Source organism: Companilactobacillus paralimentarius, assembly GCF_963227125.1.
Lineage (GTDB): Bacteria > Bacillota > Bacilli > Lactobacillales > Lactobacillaceae > Companilactobacillus > Companilactobacillus paralimentarius.
In genome coordinates this window covers 644,981-662,617 of the sequence record NZ_OY724131.1, presented here as the reverse complement: position 1 = coordinate 662,617, position 17,637 = coordinate 644,981, and the positions used below count along the sequence as shown (strand labels likewise).

Sequence of the window (17,637 nt, the reverse complement as noted above, 5' to 3'; positions counted from 1 at the left end):
CATGTCTAATACCACTCAATTGATAAACAAGTAGTGCAAACTGTAAATCAAGAGGAGCTGACATTAGTCGGCTCCTCTTTTTGTTTGCCAAACTTAGAAAGGAGATACTTGTGGAACCTATTAGAATTGGAATTTTAAATTTAATGCAAAATAAAATCGAAACCATGAACAATTTTCAGAAGGCTTTAGACCTTGATAACGTCGAATTAACTTTTTACTATTCAGCCACTCGTTACGTTGATCGTGTACTCGATTCCGAAATAACAGATAACATGAAACCTCTAGATTTAGAAGAAGTTAAGGATCTTGATGGTTTTATTATTAGCGGTAGTCCAGTTGAAAAATTAGATTTTCCTCAAGTTTCCTACTTTGATGAAATCAATGATTTGATTGATCAATTAAATCAGACCAATATTCCACAACTTTATGTCTGTTGGGGCGCCATGGCTGCCCTTAATCGTATATATAACATTCAAAAAAAACTTTTACCTCACAAGGTATTAGGAATCTTTCAAAACCAAATTTTAAAGGATTCTAAATATCTTGAAAACATCAGTGACAACTTTCCTGCACCTCACGCTCGTTATGCCGAAATGGATCACGAAGAAATACAGAATAACCCTCACCTATCAGTCAAAGCTATCAGTGAAAATGGTTTACTAACTTTGGCCGAAACCGTCGATAAGAATCAAACTTTTATCTTTTCACATTTGGAATATCAAAGAGATGGTTTAGATAAAGAATATCGTCGTGAATTGGCCAGTTCCAAGGTAAAACATCCACTTCCAGCTTTGAATTACTATTCACCATTAGATAAGAAGCCAACTTTTGCTTGGAAGCAAACACAACTTAACTTTTATCACAATTGGCTTCAATCAGTTTCAGAATATAAATTAACTACTTGTTAAGGAGATTATTATTATGACAAAAATTGCTCAAAATATTACAGAACTTATTGGAAATACACCTATCGTTAAACTAAACAACGTCGTTCCTGAAGATGCCGCTGACGTTTATGTAAAATTAGAGTTCTTCAATCCTGGCAGCTCTATCAAAGATAGAATTGCTCTTTCAATGATTGAAGCTGCTGAAAAGACTGGCAAGATCAAGCCTGGTGATACCTTAGTTGAACCTACTTCTGGTAACACTGGTATCGGTTTATCATTAGTTGCTGCTGCTAAGGGTTACCATTTAATCATTACAATGCCTGAAACAATGAGTATTGAACGTCGTAAGTTAATGCAAGGTTACGGTACTGAATTGATTTTGACACCTGGTAAAGATGGTATGGGCGGTGCTATTAAGAAAGCTACTGACCTATCTAAGGAAAATGGCTACTTTATGCCTATGCAATTCCAAAATCCTGCTAACCCTGCTATTCATGAAGCTACTACTGGTAAGGAAATCGTTGCAGCTTTCGGCGACACTCCAGTTGATGGTTTTGTAGCCGGTGTCGGTACTGGTGGTACTCTTTCTGGCGTTAGTCATGCTCTAACTAAAAAATATCCTAATGTAAAGGTTTGGGCTCTTGAAGCCGCTGAATCTCCCCTGTTAAAGGAAGGAAAAACTGGTGCTCACAAAATTCAAGGTATCAGTGCCGGCTTCATTCCCGATACACTCGATAAGGATGCCTACTCAGATATAATAGAAGTAACTAGTGACCAAGCTATTCAGATGGCACAAGAAGTTAGCCACAAAGAGGGATTTCTACCAGGTATTTCTGCCGGTGCCAATATATATGGAGCCATTCAAATTGCCAAGAAACTTGGTAAGGGTAAAACTGTTGTTACTGTTGCACCCGATAACGGTGAACGATATTTATCAACTGACTTATTTAAATTTTAGAAGTCATATCTTTTTTAAGTATTTTTATTTTATGAGAGAATAGAAAATGGTAATTTTCTATTAGAGGGGGATTTTTTATAATGAAAAAGCGTATAGCTTTAATTTTAACAATGATTGCGGCCTTTGTTTTGGTTCTAACTGGTTGCTCAAACAAGAGTGCTAACAGTGATACTAAAACTGATGGTACTTTAACTATCGGTTTGGAAGGTACTTATGCACCTTATTCATACCGTGATAATGGTAAATTAAAAGGATTCGAAGTTGATCTTGGTAAGGCCATTGCTAAGAAACTTGATCTAAAGGCTAAATTTGTTCCAACAAAATGGGACTCATTAATTGCCGGTTTAAATTCTAATACTTTCGATGTTGTTTTGAACAACGTTGCAAAGAACCCATCACGTGAGAAACACTACATCTTCTCAACACCTTACATTTATTCAAAATCTGTCATTATTACTAAAGATGGCACAGGAATTAATTCTGTAAATGATATTAAAGGTAAGAAGATTTCTGCTGGTACTGGTACTGACAACTATAATCATGCCGAAAAATTTGGTGCTAAAGTTGTTCCTGCAGCCGATTTCCAAACTGACATGTCAATGATCAATCAAGGACGTGTTGCTGGTGCCTTCAATTCTAAGGAAGCCTTCTTATATTGGAAGGAAAGTCATAAGAACACTGATTTGAAATACATTACTATTCCAAATAGCAAACTTGAACCATCAGAAATTGCACCAATTTACAACAAGAAATCAACTCATCTACGTAACCGTGTAAATAAAGCTATCAAAGAACTATATAAAGACGGTACAATGAAGAAGCTTTCTAATAAATACTTCGGTGAAGATATCACCAAAAAATAAACTTTAAAATTATCGAGGGGGTTATAACTTCATGTGGCACACTATCATTACTTCGTTACCGGCAATGATTTCTGCAATGTTGCAGTATACCATTCCGTTGGCCATCATTTCTTTTATCTTTGGCCTGATCTTAGCCGTATTAACAGCTCTAATTAAATTTATCCAACCGAGTGAAAACAAATTAATCAAATATCCTTGGTTAGTACTTCGTGCGATTGCTAACTTCTATGTTTGGTTATTCCGTTCTACTCCACTGTTGGTTCAATTGTTCATTATCTTCTTTGGTCTTCCAAGTGCTGGCGTTCAACTATCACCATTCATTGCTGCCGTAATTGGTTTCTCATTGAATACTGGAGCCTATGCTTCAGAAACGATTCGTTCAGCCTTGTTATCAGTTCCGCAAGATCAATGGGATGCAGCTTTTACATTGAACTTTACGACTAAGCAAACATTAATGAAGATTGTGTTGCCACAAGCTGTTAGAATTGCTCTACCACCACTATCCAATTCATTCATTGGTTTAGTGAAAGATACATCTCTAGCCAGTTCCATTACAATTTTGGAAATGTTCCAAGTCAGTCAACAAATCACTGCCAAAAACTTCCAACCATTATTAATGTACTCATTGGCTGCTTTCTTGTATGCTGTTGTCTGCTCGTTACTTACTCTATTGCAACATTATCTCGAACGGAGAACTTCAAAATACGTTAAAGGAAGTGAAGCTTAATGATTTCATTAAAGAATATTGTTAAAACCTATGGTAAAAAACAAGTCCTTAAAAATCTTAGTGTTGACTTCCCTGATGGTAAAACAACGGTTATTCTGGGACCTTCTGGTTCTGGTAAGTCGACACTACTAAGATCACTTGATCTTTTAGTTCGACCTGAGAGTGGAACCTTAAGTTTTTCTGATCTACAACTCGATTATTCCAAACCTGTTTCTAAAAAGCTCAGTTTTGATGTTCGTAAAAAAACTAGTATGGTTTTTCAAAATTGGAATCTCTTTCCTAATTTGACTGTAATTAAGAACATCACTACTGCTCCTGAAACAGTGCTTGGTAAATCCAAAAAAGAAACTGAAGAACGTGCTCATAAATTACTTGCTCAAGTTGGATTGTCAGAATATGCTGATCGTTATCCTAGCCAACTATCCGGTGGACAACAACAACGTATATCAATTTGCCGTGCTTTAGCAATGGACCCCGAATACATCCTTTTGGATGAACCCACCAGTGCCCTTGATCCAGAATTAGAAACACAAGTTCTTTTGATTTTGGAGGAGCTAAGTAAGATGGGCCAGGCAATGATCATTGTTACTCATAACATGGAGTTTGCTCGTTCAGTCGCTGACAAAATTGTCTTCGTTGAAGATGGCGACATTCTCTTTGACGGTTCTCCGGATGAATTCTTCAATCACCCAACAACAAGAATTAAAGACTTTCTGTCAGGTATCTCATTTAACGAAGAAAAATAGTAATAATCCCTAATAAAAAAGCAGCCAATAAATGGCTGCTTTTTTGCTAGGGATTATTTTACTTGCTCAACAAATTCAAATCTATCATTATCGAAAGTTAATTTAAGTACAGCACAATTATGAAAGCTGATCTTCTTAGCAATCTTTTCCATTGAGAATAATGACTGCATAAACATTAACATCACTGCTCCATGACAAACTACTAATGCATTTTCATCATCAGATACTTGTGACATTGTCTTCTTAAGAGTCTCAACAACACGAGCTTGAAATTCTATAGCTGACTCACCACCAAATTCAACAAAGAAATCACCATAAGAACCGTCAGTATAGTAAGTTTGAGGTAAGAGTGCTTCACTTTCACCTTCAAAAATACCAAAATCCCATTCCTTAACTCCTTTTAAACGTTGATAAGGTTGATCAGTTACTAATTCCAAAGTATCGGAAGCACGTTCTTGTGTTGATGAAAAGCAATGATCAAAGTGCATTTGATGTTCTACAAAAAATTGCTTTGTTGCTTTAGCATCCTCAATTCCCTTAACTGTTAAAGGTGAATCACAGGCTCCCTGTGTTTTTTCTAGTTTATTAAACAGCGTTTGTCCATGACGCATCAAATATAGTGTCTTCATCTCAATTTCTCTCCCAAAATCTGATATACGCCTAGAATACGCGACTTTTACTTTTGAAACTACAAATTTAAGTCGAAAATTAAAATCAATTTACCACATTGATTGTTTTAAGATGGCGAATTTTATAATCAAGTTAGCCACTTTAGAAAAATGACAAAATAAAAACACCAAGACGTAAAAATCAGGTATCATTGGAGTTCTCACACAAACAATGAAAGAGGTTTTTCGTCTTGGTGCTAGAACAGAATATCATAAATCGTCCTAAAGGACATCATTTAACTGAAATTGAACGTGGAAAGATTGCTTCCTTTCATTCAATTGGCTACTCGAATCGCCAGATAGCTAAAGCTATCGGCGTTTCACCTCAGACTATTAATAATGAAATTAACAGAGGTACTGTTGAGCAGATCAAGAAAGTTAATGGTAAAGTTCAACACTTGAATTGCTACTTTCCTGACACTGCACATCAAAAGTATGTAAAGAACCGTAAGCTTTGCCATCGTCCTTCTAAATTCGACCAAGTCACAGCCTTTTTAGGCTTCTTTGTAAGCCAGTTCATAGATAATGGATGGTCACCTGATACGGCCGTTGGACGAGCTAAGAACGAAGAATTATTCTTAGTAGATGAAATGGTTTGTACTACTACACTTTACAAATATATTGATGAACAACGACTTGAAATCCGGAATATTGATCTGGTAGAAAAGTCAACTAGACCGACTAAGCAACATACTTCAAAAAAGCATAAGCGTCTACTTGGTCGTAGTATTGAGAAACGCCCTAAAAGTGTTGATAGCAGAGAATCCTTTGGGGACTTTGAGATAGACACGATTGTGGGCAAAAGAAATGGCCATGAGAGTGTCGTCTTAACGCTCATAGAGCGTAAGACACGCTTTGAAATAATGAGACTTATTGACGGTAGAGATGCCGACTCTGTAGATTATGCTATGAAAGAGATCATAAAGAACTATGGTGATCTTATCAATTCAATCACTGCAGACAATGGCCCTGAGTTCTCTAATCTATCATCTGATATGGCTGGCGTTGCGGATGTTTACTTCACACACCCATATACATCTTGTGAACGTGGAACAAATGAAGTACATAATCGAATGATACGTCGTGACTTGCCCAAAGGGCTGTCACTGGATACAGTCAGCCCAAAAGTAATAAGAGACATAGAATTTAAGCTCAACAATATGCCTAGAAAGTTATTGAACTATAAAACGCCACAAGAACTCTTTGCTAGTTCCTGTGGCGCTTAAAGACATATTTATAAACTTCAAATACTGATATCACTTGGATTCAATTTATTTTGTCCAAGTGGCTAACTTGTTATTGAAATTTTCGATTGTTTTAAGATATTTAAATTCGTTATTCTCAAATTCGAACTTCAAAACAGAACAATTCTTCATTTCTACGTGCTTGACGATTTCCTTCAGTGGAATCCAATTCTTCAAGAATAAATAAATTGAAGCACCATGGCCTACGATTAAGATTTTTTGATTATCTTTACGATTCATAATATCGGTCAAAACTCTTACCATTCGTGCTTGAACGGCATCTGCTGAATCACCACCGTACGGAACAAAAGCATCTCCGACTGAACCAATTTTTGAATCATATTTAGGATTTAGTCGTTGATTCTCACCTTCAAAGACACCAAAATTCCATTCTTTTAATCCCTTCAAACGCTGGTAGGGCTGATTAGTTACTAATTCTAAAGTGTTGGAGGCTCGTTCCTGCGTTGACGAATAGGCGTGGTCAAATTCTATTTGATTATCCTTAAAGTACTGACCAACTCTTTTAGCATCGGCAATGCCCTTTGAGGTCAAAGGCGAATCGCAGACGCCCTGAATCTTACCTAATGCATTAAATTGTGTCTGTCCATGTCGCATTAAATATAAGGTTTTGACCATTCTAATTCACTTCAATCGTTTTCTGATATTTGAAAATACCTTGATCATATTCGAATTCAATTACCGAACAATTAGTAATGTGTGGCAATCGTTCAGTGATCCACTTCAATGTAAACATATGAATAGCTCCACCGTGGCTAACAGCTAAGACGTTTTGACCGTCTGTTGCCTGCTCCATAACATTAGTTAATGTTCGATTGATTCTACTTTGTACTTCATTGGCAGCTTCCCCTTTGTAGGGTACAAAGAAATCACCATATGAACCTATTTTAGGATCAGATTTGGGATTTAATTTTTCACTTTCACCTTCAAAGACACCAAAATTCCATTCTTTTAACCCTTTAAGCCGTTGATACGGTTGATTAGTTACCAATTCTAAGGTATCGGAAGCTCTTTCTTGAGTTGATGAATATGCATGATCAAAAGTTAATTGATGTTCTTTAAAATATTGACCAACCTTTTTAGCATCGGCAATTCCTTTTGGCGTTAATGGAGAATCGCATGCTCCCTGAATTTTATGTAGTTCATTAAATTGAGTTTGTCCATGGCGCATTAAATAAAGTTTTTTTGTCATTCTATTTCTCCTTCAACAGATTAATAAAATTCTTTTGATAAATATTGTCTTTTTGAGTATCAGTAATGTTCATTTCATCAATTGCTTGCATGATTTCTTTGGTTGCTCCATTAGGCATTACGGCAAAAGGCGCATCTGTCCCAAAGACTAAATGTTTTGAACCATAAAAGTCTAGTGCTAATTCTAAAGCCTTAGGATTACCCAGAATTGCTGTATCAACATAAAATTTCTTAAAATCCTCATAATGTTTAGGCAAAGTATATTTAATCCGTCCAGCAAAAAATGGCACCATTGCTCCTGCATGATGAACGATTATTTTTAAATCAGAATACTTTTCGAAATAATCAGCCGAAACAAGTTGGTACATGGCTTGTGTTAATTCATATTCCCAGCTGAAAGTCAGATTGTTATCTGGCTTTCTATCATCAAACACAGGATGTAACCAAATTGGAACATTTAATTTTGCGGCTGTTTTAAACACTCTTTCAAATTCTGGATCAGCAATCGACTTTCCTAAAGCTCTTGTAAAAAGTTGAATTCCCACTAAAGATGAATTTTTAGAAACTTCCTGAATGATTCTGATGGTCTCATCCAGATTATTCATAGGTACCATTGCTACAACTGATTCAAAAATATCGGCATTGTCTTTTTGAATCTGTATCATCTCTCCATTGGCATCCCAGCACATTCGAGCAGACTTTTCTCCATCAAAATAATCTTCAGGATTTAAATTAACGTTTGAAATAACCTGTTTAACATTCTGAGGAAAGTCGTGATGACGCAATTTTAAATCTGTTAAAGATGGAATCTGCAAAAAAAGATTGTCCTCAATAATACTGGGGACATCTTTTTTAATACTCTTCAACAGATTGGCTGGCAAAACGTGTGCAAAAACATCTAATTTTTGACTCATAATTTTTTCACCTATCCTATCAATCATTAACGAGTAAAATCATTTTCTTCTTTAGTAAAAGCACCGACTAACTTATGTGGTAAATATGGTGCTTCCATATATCTCACATCTTCATTCTCTAATTTAATATTCAAAGCATCAACGGTACTGGCCAAATGATCTGGATTAGTTGCACCAATGATTGGGGCCACAACTTGTTTCTTTTGCAGTAACCAAGCAATGGCAACTTGAGCCATCGTAACATGATGTTTAGTTGCTACTTCCGAAACTCGTTTAACAATTTCCATATCGTTTTGTTCCGCATTATTATATTTACTTTCAGCAACCTTATCAGTCTGAGCACGTTTAGTCTTACCATCCCAAGTTGAACGTGTCAGGTGTCCTGAGGCTAAGGGACTATATGGTGTTATCGCAATATTTTCGTCTTCACAAAGTGGGAGCATCTCACGTTCTTCCTCACGGTATAAGAGGTTCAGGTGATCTTGCATTGAAACAAATTCAGTCCAATTATGTTCTCTAGCAACCGCTTGGGCACGTTCAAATTGCCAAGAATACATGGCTGAAGCTCCAATATATCTAGTTTTTCCTGATTTAACTACATCATGCAAAGCTTCCATAGTTTCTTCAATTGGAGTGTTGTAATCCCAGCGATGAATGATATACAGATCAACATAATCCATATCTAATCGTTTTAAACTTTTATCAATTTGAGTCATGATAGCTTTACGTGATAACCCGTGTTGGTTAGGTTTATCAGATTGGCTGAAGAATACCTTTGTAGCGACTACTACTTCATCACGATTAGCATACTTTTTTAATGCTCTTCCTAAAAACTCTTCACTATCACCGTAAGAATAAATATTGGCCGTATCAAAAAAATTGATTCCCAAATCTAAAGCTTTTTTAACCACTTGTTCACTTTTATCATAGTCAATAGCCCAAGGGAAAACACCTGTTTCTGGGCGTCCAAAGCCCATTGTTCCTAAACAGATCCTTGAAACATCCAATCCTGTATTACCCAGTTTACGATAATCCATTATTGTCTCCTTTACCAAAATTCATTTAATAACTCTTTATTTCATAGGTTTTTCCCATTCTCTGATAGTGCTTACGGCCGTCTTATCTCCAAGTTCATCCAATTGTGTTAACTCTTCTGCACTCAATACTACTTTGGCCGCCTTAGCTGCATCTTCAATATGTTTAACTTTTGTGGCACCAATAATAGGAACCGTTCCCTTATTAACAGCCCAAGCAGTCGCAATTTGAGCAACATCAATATCATGCTTTTGAGCAATTTTACTCATGCCTTTGATCAAATCTTCTAATTCATCAAGTTTGGAATTATATGATTTAGCTCGATCACTACCTGCAGGGAAAGGATGTTGACTATTGTATTTACCCGAAAGTGCTCCTTGTTCCAAGACCATGTACGCAAAGAAAGTAATATCGTTTTTATTACAATAATCAATAATTCCAGAGGTTTCAGAAGTTCGATTCAACAAACTGTAATGATTTTGAACGGCTGAAATCTTTAACCCTTCTTTATTCAAAATTTCATTAGCTTGTTTGATCTCAGCTAAACTATGATTAGAAACACCAATATTTTTAATTTTTCCGCTCTTTGCCAATGGAATAATCTTTTCTGTCCATTTTGAAACATCAGCCGGATTATGAATCCAATAAATATCAATATAGTCAGTATTCAATCTTTTAATACTGCCATCAAACATATTTTCAACTGGTTGATCTGTATTATCAGCTATTTGTGGCGTAAATTTTGTAGATAAAATAATTTTATTACGATCAATATTTTTCACAAATTGACCTAGGACTTCTTCTGAAGCTCCCATTCCATAAACGGCTGCTGTATCCCAAAGATTCAAGCCTAAATTCATAGCCGTTTCAAATACTGGTTTTAGATCTTCCTCAGTTAAACTATTTCCAAAAACTTTATTGCCTTTTGACTTATCTTCTCCCCAAGCCCAAGTTCCTAATGCAATTTTAGGTAAATTATTCATAATTATTTCTCCTTTAATTCTTTCATTTTAAATTTCAAATAATCGATTCTTTCCAATTGTTTCTCTTGTAAATGAATCTGCTGTAATTTTTTTTTACGCTTATTATTTAGCAATGCTATAATCTCTTCTTTAGAATCACTAGTCTCTAATAAAAGATGCATATATTCCTTAACTTCTTCATTATTAAAGCCAACATCATGTAAAGCCATGATTGTACTTAAACGTTCCAGATCCTGATCATCATATTGCCACTCACCCATCACATACTTAACGACATTACACAGACCCCAAGATTCGTATTCATCAAGCACTTCAATTGGAATCCGATATTTTTGGCTAACTTCTTTTTTATTCATAATTAATCTTTCCTACAAAAAAATAGACATCCCTTAACGGAACATCTATATTATCAAACCATTTATGTGAAATGTATAATGCTTATTTTTCATCATCCGAAATACCTTCTAGGTATTTCTTAGTAAAATCAATAAAGGCCAACACATTACGAGCTGCTATCTGATCAGCTTTCCAGGCTAAAACAGAATTATAAGTTAATGCTGGTTTCAGAGGAACAAATTTCATTCCCTTATAATGAGCCTCCAACTTCAGACACAAAACACTACCAAGACCGGCTCGAGCCATAATAACGGCATTATAAAGCAAATTATAATTTGCAGCTATATTAATTTGCTTTAAATCACTCCCAAACCAATGATTCAACTCGCTTTCCATAGGCCGACTATTAGACATAATCAATGTTTGATTTCGCAAGTCTTTTGATTCTACATAATCCAATTGAGCTAAAGGTGAGTCAACTGCTGTCATAACACCCCATTGTTCAGTTGGATGCATTCTAGCAAAATCATATTTCTCAGTACTAACTGGTTCAATCAATAATCCTAGGTCCAATAACCCTTGTTCAATTCCCCATTTAGTATCCTTTGAATTACCACTTTGAATTTTGAAAGTTACTAATGGATATTTTTGCCGAAATGCTGCCATGATTTGAGACAGCTCATTCATACTCTGCAGTTCACCACCACCAATAGCAATTTCTCCAGCAATCTCCCCTTTATCTTTAGTCATTTCTTCTTTAATTTTGTCACTCAGTTGGCGCATCTCTTCAGCTCTGCGTCTTAACAATAGACCGTCCTCAGTCAAAGTTATTTTATGACTTTGACGAACAAACAATTTTGTACCCAATTCTTCTTCCAACGCCGCAATTTGTCTGGAAAGTGTTGGTTGACTGACATGTAATAAATTAGCTGCTCGAGTAATATTTTCTTCACGCGCAATCATCAAAAAATAATTTAAAACACGTAATTCCATTTCTTATTCCCTCCTGAATACTAAAAAAGACCACCTACAGGTGATCTTACTAGGATATAGCAATCCTAATGGTGTGACAGTTCCTCATATCTTTGCATCCAAAGATCAACATAGGCCTGTGAAAATGGGCCTTTTTTCTTATCGATCCAATCAATTAAAACGTCGACATTATAATGTAAAATTGTATCTATTTCGGGTGGATAATTCCACATTTTACTGTGTGCTGCATATTCATCTACATCTAGCAGTCTTTTTTCTCCATCCGGAAAAACTTTAACATCTAAATCATAATCAATATATTTAATAGCTTCTTTATCTAAGGCAAACGGTGTTGCTAGATTGCAATAATAGGACACTCCACTATTCCGAATCATAGTAACAATGTTGAACCAGTACTTTCTATGAAAATAGACTAATGCTGGTTCTCTAGTTACCCAACGACGTCCGTCCGCTTCTGTAACAAGAGTATTCTCATTACAACCGATAATCTCATTCTCACTTGTCTTTAGCACCATTGTTTCACGCCAAGTACGATGTAAATGACCATCATGCTTATAACTCTGGATTGCTACGTAATCCCCTTCTCTAGGAACTTGCATAACTTACCCAGCTTTCTAAACCTAATTCTTATCCAAAAAAAGTATAACAGAGCTGTGAAACGATTGAAAGATAAACAGTTAATTGTTAGCATCCAAAACGCGTTTGATTTCATCATAATGATAACCTTTAGTCATTAAATAATTAATCAATTTAGCCTGTGTATCATAACGATGCTGAACTTTTTCAATCATCTTCTTTAATTTATCAAGTTCCTCATCTTCATCGACTTCTAAATCCAATTTTTTAATAGCCTCATTAGTAATCTCACTATTAAAGCCTTTTTGATATAAGCTCTGACGAATTTTCGTCAGCATTTGTTGAAATGAGGCTCGTTTTTGTTTTCGTGCCTGCTTCTTAGCAAACTCTATAGCATTCTCCAATAAAGTATCCTGATCAATATCAAATAAACTATCCTGAATGATATTGTCTGGTACACCTTTTTGAAACAACTTTTGCTCAATTATTTTAGGTCCGTTAGCCGTCATTCGTAATTGATCAGTGATGAAACTCTTAGCATAACTAGCGTCATCCAAATAGTGCAAATTACGCAATTTTTCTAGTGTAAACTCAACAGCATCTTTGTGGTATTCCTTCTTATATAGATACTCTTTAATTTCTTTTTCCGTTCGTAATTGATAGCTTAGATAATTTACTGCATCACCATAAGCCTTATTTACATTTTCTCGATGTTCAATCTCCGCAACTTGTTGATCGGTTAATTCTACGTCCTTCATTAAACGGAATTCGATCAATGTAGTTTCTGCTACAGGAAAAGCATACTTACCATCAAGGTAAATATTGTAACGCCCCTTACGTTTCTGGGCCTGAATTTTCGTAACTTTTGCCAAAATATTATTACCTCACATGTTATACTCAAGTGTAAGTTTATCGCAAAAACATTCAAAGGAAAAATTATGGATACAAATATAACTCAAGAACTAAAAGTTGGTGACAAATTTCCACTGACTATCAAACGAATCGGTATCAACGGCGAAGGCATTGGCTTTTTCAAGCATGTCATCGTTTTCGTACCAAAAGCCGTCCCTGAAGATGTCATCGTCTGTGAAGTCACTGACGTGCACCCTCGTTTTCTCAATGGTCGTATTCACAAAATCAGACAGGCCAGTCGTTTCAGAAATCCTGAAACACCTGCTTTAGCCGATAAAGTTGGTGGTCTAGATTTTGCACACATTAAATATGAAGATCAATTAAAATTTAAGGCTGACATTCTCCGCGAGTCACTCGAAAAATATAAGCCCTACGCATATGAAAAATACAATATTCGCCCAACCGTAGCTTCAGTTCAACAAGAAAAATACCGTAACAAAGCTCAGTTCCCTATCCAAGAAATAGATGGTGAAATTCGCTGTGGCCTTTATAAAACAGGTACACAAGAATTAGTCGATCTAACTGAAATGCCAACGCAAATGGATTTGACTATGTCTGCCATGCGTAAAATTGTTGAAATTATTAAAGATTTGGAAATTCCCGTTTTCAATCCTAAACAAAAATCAGGAATTCTCAGTATGATCGTCATTCGTGAATCAGTTGAATTTAACCAACTTCAAGTTACTTTCATTACTCGTTCACCAAAATTCATCAAAGAACATCAATTAATTGAACGTATTCAAAAAGAAATTCCTGAAGTTAGTTCAATTTCCCAGAATATCAACAAAGAAGACCAAGGTGCTGTTTGGGGTGACGAAACTAAATTACTCTGGGGTGACGAATATCTTCAAGAAGATATCAACGGTTACATCTTTAATTTTTCACCACGTGCCTTTTTACAATTGAACTCACTTCAAACTGATAAATTATATGATTTAGTCAACCAAGCTTTGGAGCCTACTCAAAGAGACATTCTTCTAGATGCATATTGTGGAGTTGGCACAATCGGTATTACTATGTCAGAGACCGTTAAACATATTTACGGAATCGAAATCATTCCCGAAGCTATTGAAGATGCTAAAGCAAATGCCAAGTTAAACGAAGTCGAAAATGCTGACTACTATGTCGGTTCAACTGACAAGATCTATCCAGAGTTATTAAAAGACGGAATCAACGTCAACTCAATCGTCGTAGATCCTCCAAGAACTGGACTTGAAGGTAGTATGATCACGACATTAAATCGAAACCCAGTTGATAAGTTAGTTTACGTCTCATGTAACCCATCAACATTAGCTAAGGATTTAGTAAGATTAGCTGAACGTTACAAAGTCGTTTATCTACAACCAGTAGATATGTTCCCACAAACACCACATGTTGAAACAGTTGTTAAATTAGTAAAAAGATAGAGAACGAAATGGAGGCAGTCATTTCACAAGGATTTGCCTTCGTGTAGCTCTTTTCCACTATTTCACAGAGAAATATGGTTATTAAATATCATCACAAACCAAAATACGTTAAACAGAGTAAAATTAAACTCGATTTAACGTATTTTTTTTATAATAAATTTCAGGAGAGTCCAACATGCCAACAACAGGAATTTTTAGTGTTATAACGGTGGATAAACTAATCCTCTTAGTAAAGTTCCCTTTTGGGACTTACCTGGGGGAACTTTGGAAAAAGGCGAAGATTATCTTACCTGTTTAAAAAGAGAAGCTTTTGAAGAAACTGGATTGCTCGTGACTCCCACTAAAAAAGTTGGAACCTTCTATAACAAACAACAAGATGACCAACAAATAGTTTACTGTAGCCAAATTATCGGAGGAAAAATAATTGAAAGTGGTCCTGAAACAAACGAATTGAAATTCTTTTCAATCTACAAATTACCACTCAATCTCATTCCCCATCGTAGAATGCAGATAAAATTAGCACTCAAAAATTTGCCTCCACTTCAACAAAATATTCGAGACAATTTTCTCATTCAATTATTTAAGTATCAAAAAAAGTCGTAGACCTCACATCTACGACTTTTTTTATGCAGTGGTTTCACCAGTAATCAATTTAACCGGCAAAACATAGTTATCCTCTAAGTGACAATCATGATTATCAACACGTTTTAATAACAAATCGATCATCACCATTACAATATCTGAAATTGGTTGCATAACTGTCGTCAACTCAGGATGGTAAGACTGAATAAAGTTCGTCCCATCATATCCTACTAATTTAACATCTTCAGGGACCCTCATCCCTAAAGCTTTAGCCTGCTGTATAACTAACAGTGCCGTCAAATCATCAGTACAGAAGATTCCATCAACTTTTTGTTTCAATAATAATTCTTTGATTTTCAAGCCTTTAATATTAGGCGTAGCGGAAAAGCTAATTTCCATCACATCAAAATCCAAATCACTCTTTGCTAGTTCATCTTTAAAACCTGTTAATCTCGCATTAGTTGGACTATTAGGATGATTGGCTCCTGTGATAATTTGCAAATTTTTACTACCTGATCTTATTAAGGCCTGAGCAGCAAGTTGACCACCATGATAATTATCAGAACTAACTATTGGAATTTCACCTGACAAATAACGGTCAAACGAGATAATTGGTAATCCCACTTTTTGGTATTCCTCAATACCCAAATTGTGTGAACCCGCAATGATTCCGTCAACTCGATTAGCCATCAACATCCTCAAATAGTCTCGCTCTTTTTCAGCATCACTACCCGCGTTGCAAAGAATGATTCGAAAACCCTTTTTGAACAATTGATCTTCAATTTCTTGAACCATCTGCCCAAAGAAGGGATTACTGACACCAGGTAAAATAACTCCAATTAACTGAGTCTTCTTGCCTTTCAATGATCTCGCCAAACTATTGGGTTGGTAATTGAGCTCTCTCATCGCTTCAAAAACCTTTGTTTTAGTTTTTTCAGACAGTGAACCATAGTTATTAATAACTCGTGAAACTGTTGTCGCTGAAACACCCGCTAATTTTGCAATATCATCTAATGTTGCCATAATCTACCTCATTAATAAATCTTGTCCAAACTAACTTTTTTTACTTCAATATTTTCTGATTCCACAAAGAATTGCTTACCTTGTGGAAAAATTCGACCGGTGATAACTTTTCGTCCACCGTTAACGTATAATTCAAAAACTGTATTATCTAAATACAAATCAGCCTGAATTTCTTTGCCTGCGGTAACTTTAGTACTTCTTGTCGTACCAAAGTCAGTAGCGAAAGGAACCCCAGCATTTGTGCGATCAACTAATATCTTACCATTAGTCGTATCAAGAATAATTTGCAATTCTTCATTAAGTTCCGTCTTAAGTGTTATCGATCCAGCCAAGCTTGCTCCCAGTTTGAATGATAACTTGGCTTGAGGCGTAATTTCTTTTGAGTTAAGTGTTTCCTTAACTAACTGATTATTTTCGACTACTGGTATTTGATACAAATGATCATCTTTGATCTTTAATTCTTTGACTAAGCTGAAACAATTAGCCCAACCTTCTTCATCTGAAGGATAAGTAGTATCTGGAAGACCTACCCAGCTCACTGCTAAAGCTCGTCCATCTGGAGCATTGAATCCATGTGTAGCGTAAACATCAAAACCCTCGTCTAAGTTTGCAATTGCACTTGGATTAATAAAACTAAATGTCTCCCAGTCAAAGTCCTCACCGATGACTACAGCGTTGGGATAGACATTCGAGTATTGTAACACATCTTGTTCAATTCCTTGCGGACAAAACATCAAAACAGGACGATTATTAACAAATAGTAAATTGGGACACTCAATCATATAACCACAATCTTTATCAGTAAACTTTAGTTCTGTTTTGTAAGACCAAGGACCAGTAACTTCAGGAGCTTGATATACCAAAACATGACCTGTATCATCAGCTCGACGTCCACCAATCAAGCAATAGTAAGTATCCTCATGCTTAATAATCTGGGGATCACGAAAATGATCCGTATAACCTGGCTTAGGGTTCTCAATCAATGGCGTAGAAATTTTTTTTATCTGATTATCCTTATCCATCCAGGCACCATCTTGTTTGGGATGACGTATCCAATTTTCATCGCGAACATTGCCGGTATACATCATAAATAACTTATCACCGACAGGAATCGCCGAACCTGAGTAAGCACCGTGACTATCTTGAGCATCCCCTGGCAACAAAGCTGGTCCATGATCTTGCCAATGAACTAAATCATCTGAAGTTAAATGAGCCCAACTCTTTAGTCCATGTACAGCACCATAAGGAAATGATTGATAAAATAAGTGCCACTGATTATTAAAATAGGAGAATCCATTAGGATCATTTAAAAGACCAGTTGAAGGTTGAATATGGTATCCCAAACGCCAATGTGATTGATCAATCTTCTGTTTAATATCGATCAACTCTTGTTTTGACCATTCTTGATACGGTTTATACCTTAATGCAGTTGTCCATTTTGTAATCATAATTTTGACTCATACTTTCCTTGATATTGGCTTCATTGTAACTCGGTTTGTTTGATAATGTCAATCGTATAACATTTGTATTTTCCCACTATTATTATATTGTTAATCGCTTTCAAGATAATATTTC

At 35.7% G+C, this 17,637-nt stretch carries 19 protein-coding genes and 1 pseudogene; 8 read left to right on the top strand and 12 right to left on the bottom strand.

The window, feature by feature from the left end:
• The first annotated feature begins 110 nt into the window (after window positions 1–110).
• The 5 genes from ACI6PB_RS03125 to ACI6PB_RS03105 all read left to right on the top strand — a co-directional run bounded on the left by ACI6PB_RS03125 (window position 111) and on the right by ACI6PB_RS03105 (window position 4,181).
• Window positions 111–908 carry a homoserine O-succinyltransferase gene (locus ACI6PB_RS03125; RefSeq protein WP_404327754.1) on the top strand — a complete coding sequence of 266 codons (798 nt, stop codon included), beginning with the start codon at window positions 111–113 and terminating at the stop codon, window positions 906–908.
• Window positions 909–921: 13 nt separating this feature from the next.
• Window positions 922–1,845, top strand: a complete 924-nt coding sequence (cysK, locus tag ACI6PB_RS03120) for a cysteine synthase A (protein ID WP_056955767.1) — start codon at window positions 922–924, stop codon at window positions 1,843–1,845.
• Window positions 1,846–1,925: 80 nt separating this feature from the next.
• A complete protein-coding gene (locus ACI6PB_RS03115; RefSeq protein WP_025084708.1) occupies window positions 1,926–2,708 on the top strand; it encodes a transporter substrate-binding domain-containing protein in 783 nt (260 codons plus the stop codon).
• 31 nt (window positions 2,709–2,739) lie between these two features.
• On the top strand, window positions 2,740–3,435 hold the full coding sequence (locus tag ACI6PB_RS03110; RefSeq protein WP_025084707.1) for an amino acid ABC transporter permease: 696 nt from the start codon (window positions 2,740–2,742) through the stop codon (window positions 3,433–3,435).
• The gene (locus ACI6PB_RS03105; RefSeq protein WP_025084706.1) at window positions 3,435–4,181 is read left to right on the top strand and encodes an amino acid ABC transporter ATP-binding protein; all 747 of its coding nucleotides are present in this window, start codon (window positions 3,435–3,437) and stop codon (window positions 4,179–4,181) included. The genes ACI6PB_RS03110 and ACI6PB_RS03105 overlap by 1 nt, the downstream gene beginning before the upstream one ends.
• Window positions 4,182–4,234: 53 nt before the next feature.
• Here ACI6PB_RS03105 and ACI6PB_RS03100 read toward each other — a convergent pair whose 3' ends face one another.
• Window positions 4,235–4,810 (bottom strand): histidine phosphatase family protein, encoded by a 576-nt coding sequence (locus ACI6PB_RS03100; RefSeq protein WP_025084705.1) that lies wholly within the window; start codon window positions 4,808–4,810, stop codon window positions 4,235–4,237.
• Between the two features lie 230 nt (window positions 4,811–5,040).
• On the opposite strand from ACI6PB_RS03100, the gene ACI6PB_RS03095 reads away from it, so the two are divergent.
• On the top strand, window positions 5,041–6,075 hold the full coding sequence (locus ACI6PB_RS03095; RefSeq protein ID WP_059075255.1) for an IS30 family transposase: 1,035 nt from the start codon (window positions 5,041–5,043) through the stop codon (window positions 6,073–6,075).
• Window positions 6,076–6,120: 45 nt separating this feature from the next.
• Here ACI6PB_RS03095 and ACI6PB_RS03090 read toward each other — a convergent pair whose 3' ends face one another.
• The 9 genes from ACI6PB_RS03090 to recX form a co-directional block, all read right to left on the bottom strand.
• Window positions 6,121–6,729, bottom strand: coding sequence for a histidine phosphatase family protein (locus tag ACI6PB_RS03090; RefSeq protein WP_404327753.1), 609 nt, complete (start codon window positions 6,727–6,729; stop codon window positions 6,121–6,123).
• Window position 6,730: 1 nt separating this feature from the next.
• Entirely contained in the window at window positions 6,731–7,303 is a 573-nt protein-coding gene (locus ACI6PB_RS03085; RefSeq protein WP_025084703.1) for a histidine phosphatase family protein, read from the bottom strand.
• A 1-nt stretch (window position 7,304) separates the two neighbouring features.
• The gene (locus tag ACI6PB_RS03080) at window positions 7,305–8,216 is read right to left on the bottom strand and encodes an amidohydrolase family protein (protein WP_404327752.1); all 912 of its coding nucleotides are present in this window, start codon (window positions 8,214–8,216) and stop codon (window positions 7,305–7,307) included.
• Window positions 8,217–8,242: 26 nt separating this feature from the next.
• A complete protein-coding gene (locus ACI6PB_RS03075) occupies window positions 8,243–9,253 on the bottom strand; it encodes an aldo/keto reductase (protein WP_404327751.1) in 1,011 nt (336 codons plus the stop codon).
• Window positions 9,254–9,289: 36 nt separating this feature from the next.
• Window positions 9,290–10,234 (bottom strand): aldo/keto reductase, encoded by a 945-nt coding sequence (locus ACI6PB_RS03070; RefSeq protein ID WP_056955769.1) that lies wholly within the window; start codon window positions 10,232–10,234, stop codon window positions 9,290–9,292.
• Between the two features lie 2 nt (window positions 10,235–10,236).
• Window positions 10,237–10,590: a MerR family transcriptional regulator gene (locus ACI6PB_RS03065; RefSeq protein WP_404279603.1), complete on the bottom strand. Its 354-nt coding sequence runs from the start codon at window positions 10,588–10,590 to the stop codon at window positions 10,237–10,239.
• Between the two features lie 82 nt (window positions 10,591–10,672).
• On the bottom strand, window positions 10,673–11,563 hold the full coding sequence (locus ACI6PB_RS03060) for a LysR family transcriptional regulator (RefSeq protein ID WP_025084700.1): 891 nt from the start codon (window positions 11,561–11,563) through the stop codon (window positions 10,673–10,675).
• Window positions 11,564–11,628: 65 nt separating this feature from the next.
• On the bottom strand, window positions 11,629–12,162 hold the full coding sequence (locus ACI6PB_RS03055) for a DUF402 domain-containing protein (protein ID WP_054643218.1): 534 nt from the start codon (window positions 12,160–12,162) through the stop codon (window positions 11,629–11,631).
• 78 nt (window positions 12,163–12,240) lie between these two features.
• Entirely contained in the window at window positions 12,241–13,011 is a 771-nt protein-coding gene (gene recX / locus ACI6PB_RS03050) for a recombination regulator RecX (protein ID WP_025084698.1), read from the bottom strand.
• A 66-nt stretch (window positions 13,012–13,077) separates the two neighbouring features.
• Here recX and rlmD point away from each other — a divergent pair, with 66 nt between their 5' ends.
• Window positions 13,078–14,457, top strand: coding sequence for a 23S rRNA (uracil(1939)-C(5))-methyltransferase RlmD (gene rlmD / locus ACI6PB_RS03045; RefSeq protein ID WP_025084697.1), 1,380 nt, complete (start codon window positions 13,078–13,080; stop codon window positions 14,455–14,457).
• A gap of 249 nt (window positions 14,458–14,706) precedes the next feature.
• A pseudogene (locus tag ACI6PB_RS03040) lies at window positions 14,707–15,060 on the top strand (NUDIX domain-containing protein); the annotation flags it as partial.
• 21 nt (window positions 15,061–15,081) lie between these two features.
• Here ACI6PB_RS03040 and ACI6PB_RS03035 read toward each other — a convergent pair.
• A complete protein-coding gene (locus ACI6PB_RS03035; RefSeq protein WP_025084696.1) occupies window positions 15,082–16,065 on the bottom strand; it encodes a LacI family DNA-binding transcriptional regulator in 984 nt (327 codons plus the stop codon).
• 8 nt (window positions 16,066–16,073) lie between these two features.
• Entirely contained in the window at window positions 16,074–17,510 is a 1,437-nt protein-coding gene (locus tag ACI6PB_RS03030; RefSeq protein ID WP_404327750.1) for a sucrose-6-phosphate hydrolase, read from the bottom strand.
• Between the last annotated feature and the right edge of the window lie 127 nt (window positions 17,511–17,637).

Bases quoted from the DNA above. Each gene is read 5' to 3' on its own strand.
- cysK (WP_056955767.1), top strand. From the start codon at position 922: ATGACAAAAATTGCTCAAAATATTACAGAACTTATTGGAAATACACCT.
- ACI6PB_RS03115 (WP_025084708.1), top strand. From the start codon at position 1,926: ATGAAAAAGCGTATAGCTTTAATTTTAACAATGATTGCGGCCTTTGTT.
- ACI6PB_RS03110 (WP_025084707.1), top strand. From the start codon at position 2,740: ATGTGGCACACTATCATTACTTCGTTACCGGCAATGATTTCTGCAATG.
- ACI6PB_RS03105 (WP_025084706.1), top strand. From the start codon at position 3,435: ATGATTTCATTAAAGAATATTGTTAAAACCTATGGTAAAAAACAAGTC.
- ACI6PB_RS03100 (WP_025084705.1), bottom strand. From the start codon at position 4,810: ATGAAGACACTATATTTGATGCGTCATGGACAAACGCTGTTTAATAAA.
- ACI6PB_RS03090 (WP_404327753.1), bottom strand. From the start codon at position 6,729: ATGGTCAAAACCTTATATTTAATGCGACATGGACAGACACAATTTAAT.
- ACI6PB_RS03085 (WP_025084703.1), bottom strand. From the start codon at position 7,303: ATGACAAAAAAACTTTATTTAATGCGCCATGGACAAACTCAATTTAAT.
- ACI6PB_RS03080 (WP_404327752.1), bottom strand. From the start codon at position 8,216: ATGAGTCAAAAATTAGATGTTTTTGCACACGTTTTGCCAGCCAATCTG.
- ACI6PB_RS03075 (WP_404327751.1), bottom strand. From the start codon at position 9,253: ATGGATTATCGTAAACTGGGTAATACAGGATTGGATGTTTCAAGGATC.
- ACI6PB_RS03070 (WP_056955769.1), bottom strand. From the start codon at position 10,234: ATGAATAATTTACCTAAAATTGCATTAGGAACTTGGGCTTGGGGAGAA.
- ACI6PB_RS03065 (WP_404279603.1), bottom strand. From the start codon at position 10,590: ATGAATAAAAAAGAAGTTAGCCAAAAATATCGGATTCCAATTGAAGTG.
- ACI6PB_RS03060 (WP_025084700.1), bottom strand. From the start codon at position 11,563: ATGGAATTACGTGTTTTAAATTATTTTTTGATGATTGCGCGTGAAGAA.
- ACI6PB_RS03055 (WP_054643218.1), bottom strand. From the start codon at position 12,162: ATGCAAGTTCCTAGAGAAGGGGATTACGTAGCAATCCAGAGTTATAAG.
- rlmD (WP_025084697.1), top strand. From the start codon at position 13,078: ATGGATACAAATATAACTCAAGAACTAAAAGTTGGTGACAAATTTCCA.
- ACI6PB_RS03030 (WP_404327750.1), bottom strand. From the start codon at position 17,510: ATGATTACAAAATGGACAACTGCATTAAGGTATAAACCGTATCAAGAA.